This is a genomic window from Thalassobaculum salexigens DSM 19539, assembly GCF_000423805.1.
GTDB classification, from domain to species: Bacteria; Pseudomonadota; Alphaproteobacteria; order Thalassobaculales; family Thalassobaculaceae; genus Thalassobaculum; species Thalassobaculum litoreum.
This window is the reverse complement of sequence record NZ_KE384093.1, coordinates 506,661-522,027: the sequence shown is the minus strand read 5'-3', so window position 1 is coordinate 522,027 and position 15,367 is coordinate 506,661. Positions and strand designations below refer to the sequence as shown.

Sequence of the window (15,367 nt, the reverse complement as noted above, 5' to 3'; positions counted from 1 at the left end):
AGCCCCGGGGCTCGTCCGGGGTGTGTGGAAGGGCCCGGGCCGCCGCGATGACCGCCCGAGCCCGCCTTCTTTACATCACCGCTTCGATCAGGTGCGGCCCCGGCTCTTCCACCGCGCGGGCCAGCGCCTTGTTGAAGCCGTCGGCGTCGTCGACCCGCACGCCGTCCACGCCCATGCCCTTGGCCAGCGCCACCCAATCCAGGGCCGGCCGGTCGAGGGTCAGCATGTCGATCGCCTTGCGGCCCGGATTCAGCGCGCCGACATTGGTCAGCTCGTGACGCAGGATCGCGTAGGAGCGGTTGGCGAAAATCACGTTCACCACGTCGCAGCCCTCGCGCGCCTGAGTCCAGAGCGCCTGCAGCGTGTACATGCCCGACCCGTCGCCCTCGGTGCAGATCACCTTGCGGTCGGGACAGGCGATCGCCGCACCGGTCGCATAGGGCATGCCGATGCCGATGGCGCCGCCCGTGAGCGACAGCCAGTCATGCGGCGCCGACCCCTGGGTGTACGGCATGAAGCCGCGGCCCGAGGTGACGCTCTCATCGGCAATGATGGCGTTCTCCGGCATGAAGCGGCCGAGCGCGGCCGCCACCGAATCCGGGGTGATGGCGCCGCCGGCGATCAGATCCGGCTTCTTCGCCTCCTGCAGCTTCGGCTCGCAGCCCCAGGCGTCGAGCTCGTCGCAGAGCGCCGTCAGCACCGCCCGATGGTCATCCGCGATACCGGCCAGCTCGACCACGTTGCAGCCGTCCGGAATCAGCACGCTCGGCTTGTCCGGATAGGCGAAGAACGCCACCGGCACCTTGGTGCCGAGCAGGACCAGGTTCTTCACGCTCTCAAGCTGCTTGAGGGCGATGTCGACCGGGTACTGGATGCGTTCGATCGCGACCCGGCCGGCACCGCGCTGCCAGCGGCCGTTGGAGGTCATGCAGGACAGCCGGCAACCCGTCTTGGTCTGAATGCGTCCGGCGATCTCCAGCAGGTCGGCGCGCAGGGCGTCGCCGGTCATGTGGATCAGCGTTTCCTTGCCGGACATCAGCGCCTCGGCCGCGGCCTTCACCGCGTTGGCATCCGGACCCGGGCGGGCGGCGGGCGCCACCGGCGCGGCCGGGCCGTCGGACTCGTCCCAGGCGGTGTTCGCCGGCAGGATCAGCGTGGCGATCTGACCCGGAGGGCCCATGGAGGCGGCAACCGCCGCCGCACCGTCCGCCGCCACGTCCTTCGCCGAGCCCGAGGTCTTCACCCAGCCGGAGACCGGACGAGCGATGCCCTCGATATCGGAGGTCAGCGGCGCGTCATACTTGATGTGATAGGTCGCGTGCTCGCCGACGATGTTGACGATCGGCGTGAACGCCTTCTTGGCGTTGTGCAGGTTGGCGATGCCGTTGCCGAGGCCCGGGCCCAGATGCAGCAGCGTCGAGGCGGGCTTGTCCGCCATGCGGGCATACCCGTCGGCCATGCCGGTCACCACGCCTTCGAACAGGCCGAGGACGCAGCGCATGCCCTCCACATGATCGAGGGCGGCGACGAAATGCATCTCCGAGGTGCCGGGGTTGGTGAAGCAGACTTCCACGCCGGATGCGACCAGCGTGCGGACCAGCGATTCCGCGCCGTTCATCTTGGGGCCGTTCATTGAGTTCCGTCCTCGACGGGTGGCGATAAAGAGGGGCGATCATGGCCGTCGAGACCGACCGGGGCAAGAGGTCGGACGCAGTGCCCGACAACAGTTTCGGGCGACACCGAAACTCGACCCTCCCGGCCCCCCGGCAAGGGCTTTGACGACCCTGTTTCGGGTCCGTCGGGCAATAAACTTTCGATCATCCAAATTGTCGCATAGTAAATTGTTAATCTCTCCCCATATCACGATGGCTGCACATCTGATTTCCGGGTCGCGTGGATCGCCGATCCGGAAGACTGCTTTCTCCTGACGCCAACCGGCGCCGGGTCGGTCTGCGTTCAGTTTCTCGCGTAGACCCGCCGAACCCGTTCGCAGCCGACGGTTCGACTCTTGCAGGACTTCAATACGAGAGGACCCCTCTATGAGTTCCGTTTCTGCCCCCAGCGACCAGCTCGATGCCCCCGTCGCCCCGCCGCCCCAGACCCGCTCGTGTCTGCGGTGTCAGGAGGAATTCCTGAGCGAATGGTCCGGCGAGCGCGTCTGCAAGCGCTGCAAGGGAACCGCCGCCTGGCGCGAAGGCGGCACGATCAGCTCCCATTCCAGCGCGGGTTTCTGAGGCTCCTTCCCACTGAGGCCCCATCCAACTGGAGCCCTATCCGACCGCGGCGTCCTCCCGGACCAGTCGGTGGATGAAGCGCAGCTTCTCGATCACATCGTTGGCCAGCACGAACGGGTACAGGTCCGGCTGGCCCATGCTGGCATTCAGGCTGTTCACCGCAGCCGTCAGCGGCACCCACGCGCCCACCAGAGCGTCGAAATCCGCCGTGCGATACGGGTCGAATTCGACCTCCATCGCCAGGATCGGGTCGGTGCCGGCGCGCGCGCGGATCGTCATGCCGAAGGCCTTCGCCGTCTCCAGCGTGTCGACGATGTGAAGGTAATGCGCCCAGCTTTCGGCGAAATCCTCCCAGGGATGGGCCGTGGCATAGGCGCTGATGAACCGGTTCGGCCAGTCGGCCGGCGGGCCGTTCTCGTAGTGCCGCTGCAGCGACTCGCCGTAATCGGCACGCTCGTCCCCGAACAGGGCGCGGCAGGGCTCCCGCCATTGCGTGCCGGCCACCAGGTCCGCCCAGTAGTAATGCCCGATCTCGTGGCGGAAATGCCCCAGCAGCGTGCGGTACGTCTCGGTCATCTCTGTGCGCATCTGCTCGCGCGCGACCGGATCGGCCTCGGCGAGATCGATGGTGACGACCCCGTTCGCGTGGCCGGTCGTGACCGGCTCGTCTGAATCCTCCGCCGCCAGGAAGTCGAAGGCGAGACCCTTGTCCGGATCATCGTCCTTGCTCTGCACCGGCAGGCCGAGCCGCAACAGGCTGTAGATCAGCCGGCGCTTCGCCGCCTCCAGCGGCCGCCAGAGCTCCAGGCGCTCCGGATGGCCCAGGTTCGGCACGGTCCGGTTCAGCCGGCAGGCGCGGCAGTACGCCTCGCCGTTCCCCGCCGGTACCATCCAGTTGCAGGCGCCATGCTCGGCATTGGCGCAGGCCCGGTACAGGTGGTCGGTGTCGCCGAGCGCCTGCCACAACCCCGCCTCCGGCGCCGGCTGCAGGGCGCTGAGCTGCGCCTGACCGGGCAGATACCCCAGGCTGTGGCCGCACCGCACGCAGGCGGTGTTCTCGAAATACAGAAGATGGCCGCAGTTCTGGCACTCGAAGAGTTTCATGGGTTTCTTTCTTGATCCGGGCCGCCCTCCGCATCGGCGCGGGCGGACATCATGCCTATGGCCGTTATATATGGGGGCGGAGCCGTGCCGGTTCCGCCCTACTCACGAAGAAAGCCGCCGCATGTCTCCGCATTCGACCTCCCTCCGCTCCCTCGGCATCCGCATCGGCGAGCTGGCGAGCGGTCCCGCCAACAGCATCGCCGACGTGCCGGGCGTCGCCGTCGGTCATGTGACGCTGTCCGACGGCGCGGCCCAGACGGGCGTGACCGCCGTCCGGTTCCACGACGGCAATCCCTTCCGCGACAAGCTGCCGGCCGCCGCCCATGTGCTGAACGGCTTCGGCAAGAGCATCGGCCTGGTCCAGGTGGAGGAGCTCGGCACTCTGGAGACGCCGGTGGTGCTGACCAACACCCTGTCGGTCGGAACCGCGGCGACCGCGCTGGTGCGCCACATGCTGGCGACCACCCCCGAGATCGGCGACACGACCGGCACCGTGAACCCCGTCGTCATGGAATGCAACGACGGCGCCTGGCTGAACGACATCCGCGGCCTGCACGTGCAGGAGAGCCATGTCCGCGCCGCCCTCGACGCGGCGGCGCCGGTGTTCGAGCAGGGCAATGTGGGTGCGGGGACGGGCATGAGCTGCTACGGCCTGGCCGGCGGGATCGGCAGCGCGTCGCGGGTCGTGCGGGTCAGCAGGCGCGACTACACGCTGGGCGTGCTCACCCTGTGCAACATGGGACGGCTGGCGGACCTGCGGATCGACGGCCGGGCGGTCGGGCCCGCCATCGCCGAACGGATCGCGGCGGAAACCGCGGACGCGGAGAAGGGCTCGATCATCGTCCTGATCGCCACCGACGCGCCGCTGGATGCCCGTCAGCTCCGCCGCGTCGCCACCCGGGCGGGAGCGGGCATCGTGCGCACCGGCTCCCATCTCGGCTCCGGCAGCGGCGATATCGCGCTCGCCGTCTCCACCGCCGAGCCGATCCCGCACGCGCCGAAAAACACCAAGGTCATGACCCGCAGCGTCCTGCACGAGGATGCGATCGACCGGGTCTTCCGCGCCACCATCGAGGCGAGCGAGGAGGCGATCCTGAGTGCCCTCCTCGCCGCCCGGCCGCGCGTGGGCAAGCAGGGCCGCACCCGGCGGGCGCTGAGCGAGTTCGCGGATCTGCTGGCGCTCTGATCCTCCAGCCCCGCCAGCACCATCCGTCATCCCGAACTTGTTTCGGGATGACGGTCAGGATTGTCCGTTAGGCCCCCTGCACCGGCCCCGCCACGATCCCGTCGTCGTGCAGCTTGCCGATGGCGCCGCTGTCGAGGCCGAGCGCCTCGGCCAGAACCTGGTCGGTGTGCTGGCCCAGCGCCGGCGCGGGGGCGACCGGGAGGCGCTCCAGGCTGCGGAAATCGATCGGCGAGCCGGGGGTGAGCACGTCGCCCACCTCCGGATGGGTGACCGTCTGGAACAGCGGGTTCTTCTCCGAGGCCCGCCAGTCGTCGGCCAGCATCTGCCCGACGGTCTGATACGGCCCCCAGGTCACGCCGGCCTCGGTCAGCGCGGCGCCGACCGCGTCCAGGGTGTGGGCGCCCGACCACTTCTCGATCAGCGCGAACAGCACCTTGCGCCATTCAAAGCGCTGGCCCTCGTCGGTGAAGTCGGCGCCCAGGGCGCTCTCCAGCCCGGCGACCGTCTGCTCGATCCCGGCGACCCGGCACAGGCCCTTCCACTGCTTGACGGTGATGGCGGAGATCATCACCCGGCGGCCGTCCGACGTGCCGAAATCGCGGCCGAAGGCACCGTAGAGGTCGTTGCCGATCGGGCCGCGGTCGACGCCGTTGCGCTGCACCTCGCCGATCTGGCCCATGTTGCCGACCATGGCCATGGCGACGTCGCTGAGCGCCACCTCGGCCCGGCCGCCCCTGCCGGTCCGCTTACGCCGGTCGACCGAGGCGACGATGGCCAGCGCCGCGTGCAGGCCGCAGCCCACATCCCAGGCCGGCAGCACGTTGTTCACCGGCGTTGTATCCGGCCCCGTGAGATGCGGATAACCGACGGCGCAGTTGATCGTGTAGTCGACGGCGGGGGAGCCGTCCGGGCTGCCCTTCACCGCGACGGAGATGGCATCGGCCCGCTTCTCCTCCAGCACCTCCTGGGACAGCCAGGGCAGGCCGGCGAAGTTGGTCAGCAGGATGCCGGCGTCGTCGCCCGGGCGGGTCGCCAGGGTCTGCACCAGCTCGCGGCCGCGCGGGTCGCGCAGGTTCACCGCCACAGACTTCTTGCCCTTGTTCAGACCGGCCCAGTACAGGCTGCGCCCGGTCTCCTTCGACAGCGGCCAGCGGTTGTAGTCGAGCCCGCCGCCGATCATGTCGACCCGGATCACCTCCGCTCCGAGCTGCGCCAGGGTCATGGCGGCGAGCGGGGCGGCGACGAAGGCGGATGCCTCGACGATGCTGAGGCGGTCGAGAAGGTCGTACACGGAAGCTCTCCGGATCGGGGACGGGACTGGACAGCGCCGACCTTACGGAACGACCGGCCGCACTGTCATTACCTCAACGGTCCGCCTACTGGGTGACGACCCGGTAGACCGTGATGTCGATCTCCCTGCCGCGGGAATAGTTCAGCCCGCTCACCTCCCCCATCGCCTCGACCTTGAGGCCGAGGGCATCCACGCCGGCCAGGAAATCGTCCCGCTGCCGGCGCTCGACCACGGCGACGGCGCAGATCGGGTTGGCGGCCAGGATGTCCAGTGCGCCGGTCGCATCACTGAGGCGGATATCGGTGCCGTGGACGAACACCATGCTCGGCTCGGAAAAGCCGGCGGTCACCAGCGGCCCGGTCTCGCAGCTCCCCGCCCGCGCGATCACCGGCTGCAGCGACCGGGCGATCCACAGGCGGTCGAGCGACGGCGCCACCACCGCGAAGGTCAGGCCATAGAAGACGCAGACGCCGACGGCGAGTTGGACCAGCCGCGCGAGCGACAGCTCCGCCAGGAATCGGATCATCAGGACCACGACCACGAGGCCCACGCCGGTGGCGGCGATGGTCGCCGGCGTGACGGTACCCGTCAGATGGATCTTGGCGGCGACCGGAACCGCGGCGACCGCGAGGCTCACCAGCACGGCGATCGCCCCCAGCACCCGCTGGGCGATCCGGCCCTTGCCCCCGGCGATCAGACCGGTCCCGCCGGCCAGGAACAGTCCGGCCAGCACGGCCATCGCCGGATAGGCGGGGAAGGTGTAGTGCGGCAGCTTGGTCGCCACCGCCTCGAACACCACGAAGGTCGGCACGATCCAGCAGATCAGGAACCGGATATCCGGCGAGATCCGGCGGGTCCAGGCCAGCATCGCGCCGCCCGCGGCCAGCGCGGTCCCGGGCCAGAACACCAGCAGGAAGAACAGGCTGTGATAGCCCGGCGGCGCGCCGTGGGAATCGTCGCCCCGGGCGACCTTGCCGAGCAGGGCATGACCGATGGCTTCCTGCAGGAAGCCGGGGCCGACCTTCAGGGTGATCGCGACCACCCAGGGCGCGACCACGGCGAGGGTCAGCGCCACACCCGGCAGCCAGTACAGCCGCCGCAGCAGCTCCCGATCGCGGTTCCACAGGCACCAGGCGGCGATGGTCGTGCCGACGACCAGGGTGATGATCGGTCCCTTGATCAGCAGCCCGATACCGTGGAACAGCCAGAACGCCGCCGGCGACCGCAGCCCGCCGCCGAAGAAGCCGTCGGGTCGGTCCGGGTGGGTGGCGATGCGGTGCAGGGCGATCTGCGCCGCCAGGATGGCCGCAACCAGCAGCGCATCGGTCTTCGCCGTGCGCGCCTCCACGCCGGTGATCAGCGCCAGCGCCATGACGATGCCGGCCGCGACACCCGCCGTCGCCCCGCCGAGCCGGGCAGCCAGCCAGGCCGTCATGGCGACGATGCCGATGGCGGCCAGCAGGGACGGCATGCGGTAGGTCCAGATCCCCGCCTGCGGCCCGCCGCCGAGGATCTGTGCACTGGCCGCCTGCAGCCAGTAGGTGCCGACCGGCTTCACATGGCGCGGCACGTCCTGGAAGCGGATATCGACCAGGTCGCCGCTTTCCAGCATCTGGCGCGAGGCCTGCGCGTAGCGAGCCTCGTCGCGGTCCATCGCCGGAATCTGGAAGATCCCCGGCATCAGCGCCGCCACCGCGATCACCAGGACCAGCAGCCATTGGCGAGGCGACAGGGCATTCGGTGCCTGGGGCACATCGGGCATCATGGCGCGCGATCCGCTTCCGCAACGGGATTGGCGCCGACCGTCGTGCGGCGCAGGAGCCAGACCACGCCCAGCAGGTCGACGATCCCGACCAGGGCGCGGCCGATATTGGTGTATTTCGACCGCCCCGCCATGCGCGGCCGGTCATCGACGGAGACATGCACGGTTTCAAAGCCGTAGCGCCTGGTCAGCGCCGGCATGTAGCGGTGCAGGCTGTCGAAATAGGGGAAGGCCAGGAACAGCGGGCGCGGCAGCACCTTCAGCCCGCAGGCCGTGTCGGGGCAGTCGTCGCGCAGCAGGAAGCGACGCACCCCATTGCCGATGCGCGAGGCGATCAGCCGCCGGATGCCGGCCGTACGCCGCCGCCGGATGCCGGCGACGAGCCCGACCCTGCCGACGCTCGTGGCGTCGATCTGCGCTGCCATGGCGACCACGTCGGCGGGGTCGTTCTCGCCGTCGCCGTCGATCGTCGCCATCCACAGCGAGGTCGCGGCCATCGCGCCGGTACGCAGGGCGGCACTCTTGCCGGAGCGCGCCTTGTGGCGGATCAGGGTGATGCGGGGATCCCTGGCGGCCAGATCGGCGACGATGCCGTCGGTGCCATCGCGGCTGCCGTCATCGACGACGACCACTTCCACCCGATAGGCGGCACCGACCTTGTCGAGGATCTCCTGCAGCAACGCTGCGATAGCGCCCGCCTCGTCGCAGACGGGAACGATGACGCTGAGCGCGGGCAGGGAGGAACTGGCTGGCTGGGTATCGGACATCGGCCGGGCGCAAGGACAGGTTACGGCGCCTCTCCTAGCAGATCCGCCGGGACAAGGCGATGACGAAGCCCCCGCGCCTCAGGCACCCACGCCGCGAAGTCGCTGGAACAGCGCCCTGTAATTGGCGACGCAGGCGGCCTGTGTGAAGTCCGCCGCGTGCCGCGCCGTGCCGGAGGCGACCAGCCGGTCGGCCAGCCCCGGTTCCTCCATCACCCGGCGCAGGGCGTCGCGCAGGGGAGCGGCCTCGCCTTTGGGGACAACCAGCCCGTCCTCGCCGTCGCGCACGAACTCCGCCGGCCCGTCCGCGTCGGTGGTCACCAGCGGTTTGCCATAGGCCCAGGCCTCCAGGGTCACCGTACCGAACGGCTCGTGGCGCGAGGGGAAGGCGACGATGTCGCAGCTCCGGAAGAACGCGCCGGTGTCGCGCCGCCAGCCAAGGAAATTGACCCGGTCGGCGATGCCGAGCTCGCCGGCCAGCGCCTTCAGCGCCGCCTCCTCCGGCCCGCTCCCGGCGATCCAGAGATGGACATTGGGAAGATCCACCGCCGCCTGCATCAGCACGTCGAAGCCCTTCACCTTGTGCAGGCGCGACGGTGTGAAGACCACGGTCGCCCCCTCCGGCACGCCCAGGGCGGCGCGGTCGGCGGCCGGGCTGTCGTCGCGCTCGGCGAAATTGGCGATCACGCTGCAGCGATCCGCCGGCCAGCCGTGGTGGATCACATGGCGGCGGATGCCCTCGGTGATGCAGGCCAGATGGTCGCAGTTGCGGAAATACTTCAGGTCATAGAAACCGCCCAGGCGGGCGACCTTGGCGTGGTCGCCGTCGGGCATGAACGAACTGGCCCGGCTCATGTAGGACAGCACCACCTCGGGCCGGAACTCGGCCACCACGCGGCGCAGGGCGGGTTTCGTTCGGAAGTCGAGCCAGGAACCGAAGGGCGCCTCGGACACCGGCACGGCGCCCGCCTCCAAGTCGGCCCGGCGCGGCGGGTTCGGACGGATCACCGCGCGCGACTCCTCCCCCGCCTCGGCAAGAGCCTTGGCCAGGGTGACGAAGAAGGTCTCGGCCCCGCCATTGGCGGCACCGGCGAGGATCGAGAGAATGCGCACGGGCTCGGTCCGCGTGGATGTTTGCGTCGGGCCGCACTATGGCGTCGGGCGCCGCACCCACACAAGGTCGATCGCCAGGGCCAGCGCCATCAGTCCGGCCGCCAGCGCGAAGATCAGCGGATAGGAGCCGACCCGGTCGTACAGGGCGGAGAAGCCGTAGGCCCCGGCCGCCTGTCCGACCGCGAAGGCCATGGTCGCCCGCCCCCAGGTGCCGAGCCGGGCGGAGGGGTCCTCAACCAGGTCATGCACCCGGCCGAGCACCAGCGGCACCACGCCCGGGATCGACGCACCACCGACCACGGCGGAGACGAACAGGCCGATCTCGCCGGCGCCGACCGCCAGAGCCACGACCGCCAGCCCCACGACCACGAGATAGAGGCGCAGCCCGGCGGCGAATCCGATCCGGTCGGCCAGGCGCCCGGCCAGGGTCGGCCCGCAGACGGCGCCGATGCCGAGCGCGATCCAGACCGCCGCTCCCAAAGCGAAGGAGCGCTCCAGCCCGCGCACCACGAAATCCACCAGCAGCACCATATGCGGCACCAGCCCGGCGGCGATCAGGCCGTAGACCGCCAGGAGCGCGATCACCGCGCCGCCCGTGGCGACCCGCGCGCCGCCGACCCGGCGCGGGGCGCCGCTCTGCGGCCACCAGCGCCAGACCAGGACGGTCAGCACCGCGCAGAGCCCGCCCAGCGCCAGCCAGGTCTGCGCCAATCCGACCTGCAGCAGCATCGGTACCAGGGTCCCGGAGACCGCGATGCCGAGGCCGACGCCGGTGAAGATCAGCCCGCCGGCGAGCCCGCGCCGTCCCTGGGGGACCCGGGCCAGCGCCGTCGGGGCGGCCACAACCATGAGGGCACCGCCGGCGATCCCGGCCACCAGACGCCACACGAAGACCCACAGGAAGCCAAGCGGCTCGGCACAGACCAGCAGGGAGACGGCCGATGCGGCCATCGACCAGCGCAGCACCGGCACCGCGCCGAACCGGCCCGACAGCCGGTTGCCCGCCATCGCTCCCGCCAGATAGCCCAGCAGGTTCGCCGCGCCGAGATACAGGGCCGCCGCCGGGGCGAACCAACCGGCGTCCACCACCGCCGGGATCAGCGGCGTATAGGCGAAGCGCGCCAGGCCGATGCCCACCAGCATGGCGGCGCATCCGGCCGCCACGGCCCGCCAGGGCATGCGTTCGCGCGTCTCGGTCAGGGTGATCGTCTCGCTCATGCCCGCACGCTAGGCGTCCGCCGATGTCACGAGAAGCGAATTGATCCGATAGCGGCGATCTGTTCTGGCGATACCTACTCGGCCGCGACCGACTGCGCAGGTCCGGCCGCGGTGGCGATCAGGGCGGTCAGGGCGCTGGAGGCATGGCCGTCCCGGCGGCGGATGAACAGGGTCTCGACCAGCCCGTCCTCCGGCGGCAGGCGATGCAGCTCGACCCGTCCCTCCGCCTCCGCGGCGGCGACGATGCCGCGCGGCATCAGGGTCACCCCGAGCCCGGCGGCCACGCTGCCGACGATGGCCTCGATGGTGCCGAACTCCAGCGTCCGCAGGCCGACGATGCCGCGTCTTGCCAGGATCTCCTCCAGCCGCTGGCGGTAGGAACAGCCGGCCCGCAGCACCACGATCCGCACCTCGCGCCGGGCCGACAGGGCTTCGATGGCGCCGAGGCCGGGCGGGGCCACCAGCACCAGCTCCTCGTGATAGACCGTCTGCACCTCCAGCTCCGGATGGGCGACGGGCCCGCACACGAAGCTGCCCTCCAGTTCGCCGGTCAGCACCCGCTCGATCAGTTCGGCCGTGGTGCCGGTGCGCAGGACGAGATCGACCTCGCCATGCGCCGCCACATAGGCGGCGAGCGGCCGCGACAGATGCAGGGCGGCGGTGGTCTCCAGCGAGCCGACCACCAGGGAGCCGAAGGGATGCCCATCGTCCTTCGCCGCCCGCCGCGCATCGGTCATCAGCACGGCGGCGCGGTGGGCGTAGGGCAGCAGCCGCTCGCCCGCCGGGGTCAGGGCCACGCCCCGGCTGTGCCGGTCGAACAGCCGCACGTCCAGGTCGCCCTCCAGGGCGCGGATACGGGCGGTCACATTGGACTGCACCGTCGCCAGTTCCTCGGCCGCCCGCTTCATGCCGCCGTGACGGGCCACCGCCTCGAAAACCTTCAGGTCCTGAACATCCATGCCGCGCTCCGACCGCCAGACAAGATCGACGAGCCGCGACTATATCAGAATCGGTGATACCAAAAACGGACGGCGGTCATACGAATCGGCTATCGTGATCGTCTCCTCCGCAGCAGGGAGCGCAGCCATGCGCCTGGACGACACGGTGACGGTCGAGTGCACGGATACCGACCAGAAGATGGAAGCCCGGGTCATCCGGATGCAGGGCGACCGGGTCGATGTGATGGTCTCCGGCCTGACCCTCTCCCTGAGACGAACCCGGCCGGGGATCTATGTCGGCAACCGCGGCGGCATGGAGTTCGTCCTGAAGACGAAGTAGAGCGGACCCGGACCACGATCAGACGCCTGGCTCTGATCGCGGTCGGCATTAGGCCGCGCTGCGTTCAAGCACGTTGCCGCGCAGCACGTCGACGCAGACATCCATTTTCACGAACGCTTCCGGCGGACCGAAATAGCTGCCCTGAAGCGGGATGGCCTGACTCGGATCGCGGGCGACGCCGACGCGGATCAGGTTCTCGCCGCCGATGATGCCGTTGGTCGGGTCGTATTCCACCCAGCCCGCGCCCGGCAGGTAGACCTGGACCCAGGCATGGGTCGCACCCGCACCCTGGATCGGCTGTTTGCCGCGGATCGGGTTCACCACGCCGCCGGCGGCTTCCACCGCCGGATCGAAGACGTAGCCGGTGACGAACCGGGCGGCGAGGCCGAGGGACCGCACCGCCTCCATCATCAGCAGGGCGAAGTCGCGGCAGGTTCCCCGCCTGCGCGCCAGGGTCTCCGACGGCGCCTGCACCCCCTCCGCCTCGCGCGGGCGATAGGCGAAGTCGGCGCGCACGCTCTGCGTCATCCGGCTCAGCAGCCCCAGCGTCTCGGTCCTGTCGCCGGTGAAGAACGACCGGGCCCAGGCCTCGATCGCCCCGTCGTCGGGATGGTGGCGCACGGTGGTCCGGCCGAGATCCTGCAGATCGTCCAGCGCATAGGCGAACGGCAGATACTGCGCGTGCTCGGCGATATCGAAGACGGGCGTGCGGGCGGCATAGTGCTCGACCACGATCACGCTCTCGAACAGCAGCCGCTCGGCCGGATCGTCGAAGCGGGCGACCGCCACGGAATTGGAGAACACGTCGTGCATCCAGCGCACGCTGGAGGCCGGCAGGATCTTCAGCCGGCTGTCGACCAGACGCATGTCATGGCTGTCGCGCGGTCGGAACAGCAGACGATGCTCCCCGAAGCGCACCGGCTCGCGGTACGCATACTCCGTGCGGTGAACGATGCTCAGGACCTGCATGGGGTCTGCCACGACATTGAACGGCCGTCACGTTAACGGGTAATCGTGAATAAACCGTTGTCGGTCATTCGGCCGCTTCGGCCACCCCGAAGAACCTGGATACCAGGGCACCGCTCAGCCCGAGCAGTCCGTCCTGGATGGCGTCGGCGAACTGGTGCAGCCAGGCCGGCTCGATCCGGTCGGTCGGCGTCTGACCGGAGATCTCCATGACCCGACCGAGGGTCTCCCGCACCTCGTCGCCGAGCTCGAGCCCATGCTCGCTCTCCAGACAGGCGAGGTCGTACTTGATGCGGTACAGGCAGAAGCAGATCGAGCGCGGGAACTCACTGTCCGACATCAGAAAGCGGGCCACGTCGCTGGTGCTCATGCTGCCGGGGCGGGTCCGGCGATAGGCCTGATAGCCGGCGGCGGAGCGCAGCAGGGCGTTCCACTGGCTGATGTCGATGGGCGAGCCCGGATCCTCCTCCACGCTCTGAAGCTGCCGGTACTTCACGTCGAGCAGGCGCGAGGTCTGGTCCGCGCGCTCCACATGCCGGCCGAGCTGGTAGAAGCGATAGGCCTGGTCCCGGTACAGGGTGCCTTCGGCGATACCGGTATGGGTCTGGCAGTTGGTCTTGATGAAGGCCGCCACCTTGGCCAGCCGCGCCAGGCCGATATCCCGGCGCCGCAGCTCATGCATCTCGCCGTAGAAGGTATTCAGGTGCGCCCACAGCTCGGTGGAGATCAGATGTCGGACGGTGCGGGCGTTCTCTCGCGCATAGCCGACCGAGTTCAGGGTCGAGGTCGGGCTCTTCGGGTCGATCAGATAGAAGTACAGGACGGCCGCCGCCGTCGCCTCCTTGTTGCGGCTGAAGAACAGCTCCTCATCGGCATTGATTCGGATCACCGCTTCCCAGTCGCCGGTCGCGCGCGGATCGCGGGCGAAGGAGCCGTGGGTGTCCAGCAGGCGGGCGAGGTTCTCGGCGCGCTCGATGTAGCGGCCGAGCCAGTACACGTTCTCTGCATAGCGTGACAGCATCGGCCTACTCCAGAACCCAGGTGTCTTTGGACCCGCCGCCCTGGGACGAGTTCACCACCAGCGAGCCCTTCTTCAGCGCCACGCGGGTCAGGCCGCCCGGCAGCACCCAGGTCGACTTGCCGGTCACGCAGAACGGCCGCAGATCCACATGGCGCGGCTCCACCCGGCCGCCGATCAGGGTCGGCGACACCGACAGCTCGACCATCGGCTGGGAGATGTAGTTCGCCGGATCCTTCTCGATCGCCTTGCGGGTCACCTCCAGCTCGCGCAGCGAGGCGCGCGGACCGATGACCACCCCATAGCCGCCGGCCTCGCCCACCGGCTTGGTCACCAGCTTGTCGAGATTGTCGAGCGTGTACTGCAGCCCGTCCTTCTCGCGGCACAGGTTGGTCGGCACGTTCGGCAGGATGGCGTCCTGGTCCAGGTAGTATTTGATCAGCCGCGGGATGTAGGCGTAGACGCCCTTGTCGTCGGCCACGCCGGTACCGACCGCGTTGGCGATCGTCACGTTGCCCTTGGCGTAGGCCCGCATCAGCCCGGGCACGCCGAGCATGCTGTCCTCGCGGAACACCTCCGGATCGAGGAACTCGTCGTTGATCCGGCGGTAGATCACGTGCACCGGCATCAGACCGCCGGTGGTGCGCATGTAGAGCTTGTCGTTCTCCACCACCATGTCCTGGCCGGTGACCAGCGGGATGCCCATCTCGCGGGCCAGGAAGACATGCTCGAAATAGGCGGAGTTGAACGGTCCGGGGGACAGCAGCACCACCTGCGGGTCGCTGACCCCCGCCGGGGCCGCCTCGCACAGGGCGCGGTGCAGGCGCAGACCGTAGTCCAGCACGGGCCGGACGTTCATGCCCTCGAACAGATGCGGCATGGTCCGCCGCATGAGCTGGCGGTTCTCGACCACATAGGACACGCCGGACGGGCTGCGGGCATTATCCTCCAGCACCACGAACTGCCCGTCGCCGCCGCGCACCACATCGACGCCGCAGACGTTCACGTAGCAGTTTTCCGGAACCTTGAGGCCGACCATCTCCGGCCGGTAGTTCGGGTTCTTGAAGACCAGATCGGCGGGCAGAATCCCGTCCTTGATGGCCTTCTGATCGCCGTAGATGTCGGCCAGCAGCAGATTCAGGGTCTGCACCCGCTGGATCGAGCCGCTCTCGATCGTCTCCCAGTCGGCCGGCGTCAGCACCCGGGGAATGAGGTCGAAGGGCAGGACCCGATCGACGGACGACCCTTCGTGGTAGAGCGTGAAGGTAATGCCGAGGTTGTAGAGTTCTCGATCGACCGCTTTGGAGAGACGAGTCAGTTCCTTCGGCGTCGTACCGTTCAGCCTCTTCAGCAGGCCGGCGAGGTCCTGCTGACGCTTGGCGTCTCCCTGGTACTCGCAGAAGAACCCGTCGGGATCATAGTCTTCAAGCAGT

Annotated in this window: 14 protein-coding genes; 3 read left to right on the top strand and 11 right to left on the bottom strand. The window is 69.2% G+C overall.

Annotated elements, in window-relative coordinates; translation table 11 throughout:
* Positions 1 to 70 precede the first annotated feature (70 nt).
* Positions 71 to 1,633, bottom strand: coding sequence for an acetolactate synthase large subunit (locus G578_RS0106735; protein ID WP_245565572.1), 1,563 nt, complete (start codon positions 1,631 to 1,633; stop codon positions 71 to 73).
* A gap of 406 nt (positions 1,634 to 2,039) precedes the next feature.
* Between G578_RS0106735 and G578_RS0106730 the strand changes: the two genes are divergently transcribed.
* A complete protein-coding gene (locus tag G578_RS0106730; protein ID WP_028793582.1) occupies positions 2,040 to 2,234 on the top strand; it encodes a hypothetical protein in 195 nt (64 codons plus the stop codon).
* 36 nt (positions 2,235 to 2,270) lie between these two features.
* On the opposite strand, the gene G578_RS0106725 is transcribed toward G578_RS0106730, so the two are convergent.
* The gene (locus G578_RS0106725; RefSeq protein ID WP_028793581.1) at positions 2,271 to 3,338 is read right to left on the bottom strand and encodes a zinc-binding metallopeptidase family protein; all 1,068 of its coding nucleotides are present in this window, start codon (positions 3,336 to 3,338) and stop codon (positions 2,271 to 2,273) included.
* A gap of 121 nt (positions 3,339 to 3,459) precedes the next feature.
* Here G578_RS0106725 and G578_RS0106720 point away from each other — a divergent pair, with 121 nt between their 5' ends.
* The gene (locus tag G578_RS0106720; RefSeq protein ID WP_028793580.1) at positions 3,460 to 4,524 is read left to right on the top strand and encodes a DmpA family aminopeptidase; all 1,065 of its coding nucleotides are present in this window, start codon (positions 3,460 to 3,462) and stop codon (positions 4,522 to 4,524) included.
* A 67-nt stretch (positions 4,525 to 4,591) separates the two neighbouring features.
* On the opposite strand, the gene G578_RS0106715 is transcribed toward G578_RS0106720, so the two are convergent.
* From G578_RS0106715 to G578_RS0106690, 6 genes are all read right to left on the bottom strand, one after another.
* Entirely contained in the window at positions 4,592 to 5,815 is a 1,224-nt protein-coding gene (locus G578_RS0106715) for a CoA transferase (protein ID WP_028793579.1), read from the bottom strand.
* An 85-nt stretch (positions 5,816 to 5,900) separates the two neighbouring features.
* Positions 5,901 to 7,577 (bottom strand): ArnT family glycosyltransferase, encoded by a 1,677-nt coding sequence (locus G578_RS0106710; protein ID WP_169400829.1) that lies wholly within the window; start codon positions 7,575 to 7,577, stop codon positions 5,901 to 5,903.
* Positions 7,577 to 8,344 (bottom strand): glycosyltransferase family 2 protein, encoded by a 768-nt coding sequence (locus tag G578_RS0106705; RefSeq protein WP_028793577.1) that lies wholly within the window; start codon positions 8,342 to 8,344, stop codon positions 7,577 to 7,579. The genes G578_RS0106710 and G578_RS0106705 overlap by 1 nt, the downstream gene beginning before the upstream one ends.
* Positions 8,345 to 8,422: 78 nt before the next feature.
* A complete protein-coding gene (locus G578_RS0106700) occupies positions 8,423 to 9,454 on the bottom strand; it encodes a glycosyltransferase (RefSeq protein ID WP_028793576.1) in 1,032 nt (343 codons plus the stop codon).
* Between the two features lie 36 nt (positions 9,455 to 9,490).
* Positions 9,491 to 10,672 carry a YbfB/YjiJ family MFS transporter gene (locus G578_RS0106695; protein ID WP_051244185.1) on the bottom strand — a complete coding sequence of 394 codons (1,182 nt, stop codon included), beginning with the start codon at positions 10,670 to 10,672 and terminating at the stop codon, positions 9,491 to 9,493.
* Positions 10,673 to 10,746: 74 nt separating this feature from the next.
* Positions 10,747 to 11,631 carry a LysR family transcriptional regulator gene (locus G578_RS0106690; protein ID WP_028793574.1) on the bottom strand — a complete coding sequence of 295 codons (885 nt, stop codon included), beginning with the start codon at positions 11,629 to 11,631 and terminating at the stop codon, positions 10,747 to 10,749.
* Between the two features lie 127 nt (positions 11,632 to 11,758).
* Between G578_RS0106690 and G578_RS0106685 the strand changes: the two genes are divergently transcribed.
* Positions 11,759 to 11,950 carry a hypothetical protein gene (locus tag G578_RS0106685; RefSeq protein WP_028793573.1) on the top strand — a complete coding sequence of 64 codons (192 nt, stop codon included), beginning with the start codon at positions 11,759 to 11,761 and terminating at the stop codon, positions 11,948 to 11,950.
* 48 nt (positions 11,951 to 11,998) lie between these two features.
* Here G578_RS0106685 and G578_RS0106680 read toward each other — a convergent pair whose 3' ends face one another.
* The 3 genes from G578_RS0106680 to G578_RS0106670 all read right to left on the bottom strand — a co-directional run bounded on the left by G578_RS0106680 (position 11,999) and on the right by G578_RS0106670 (position 15,135).
* Complete coding sequence (locus G578_RS0106680) at positions 11,999 to 12,919, bottom strand: transglutaminase family protein (protein WP_028793572.1); 921 nt, start codon at positions 12,917 to 12,919, stop codon at positions 11,999 to 12,001.
* Between the two features lie 64 nt (positions 12,920 to 12,983).
* Positions 12,984 to 13,937: an alpha-E domain-containing protein gene (locus G578_RS0106675; protein ID WP_028793571.1), complete on the bottom strand. Its 954-nt coding sequence runs from the start codon at positions 13,935 to 13,937 to the stop codon at positions 12,984 to 12,986.
* A gap of 4 nt (positions 13,938 to 13,941) precedes the next feature.
* The gene (locus tag G578_RS0106670; RefSeq protein WP_342664893.1) at positions 13,942 to 15,135 is read right to left on the bottom strand and encodes a circularly permuted type 2 ATP-grasp protein; all 1,194 of its coding nucleotides are present in this window, start codon (positions 15,133 to 15,135) and stop codon (positions 13,942 to 13,944) included.
* Between the last annotated feature and the right edge of the window lie 232 nt (positions 15,136 to 15,367).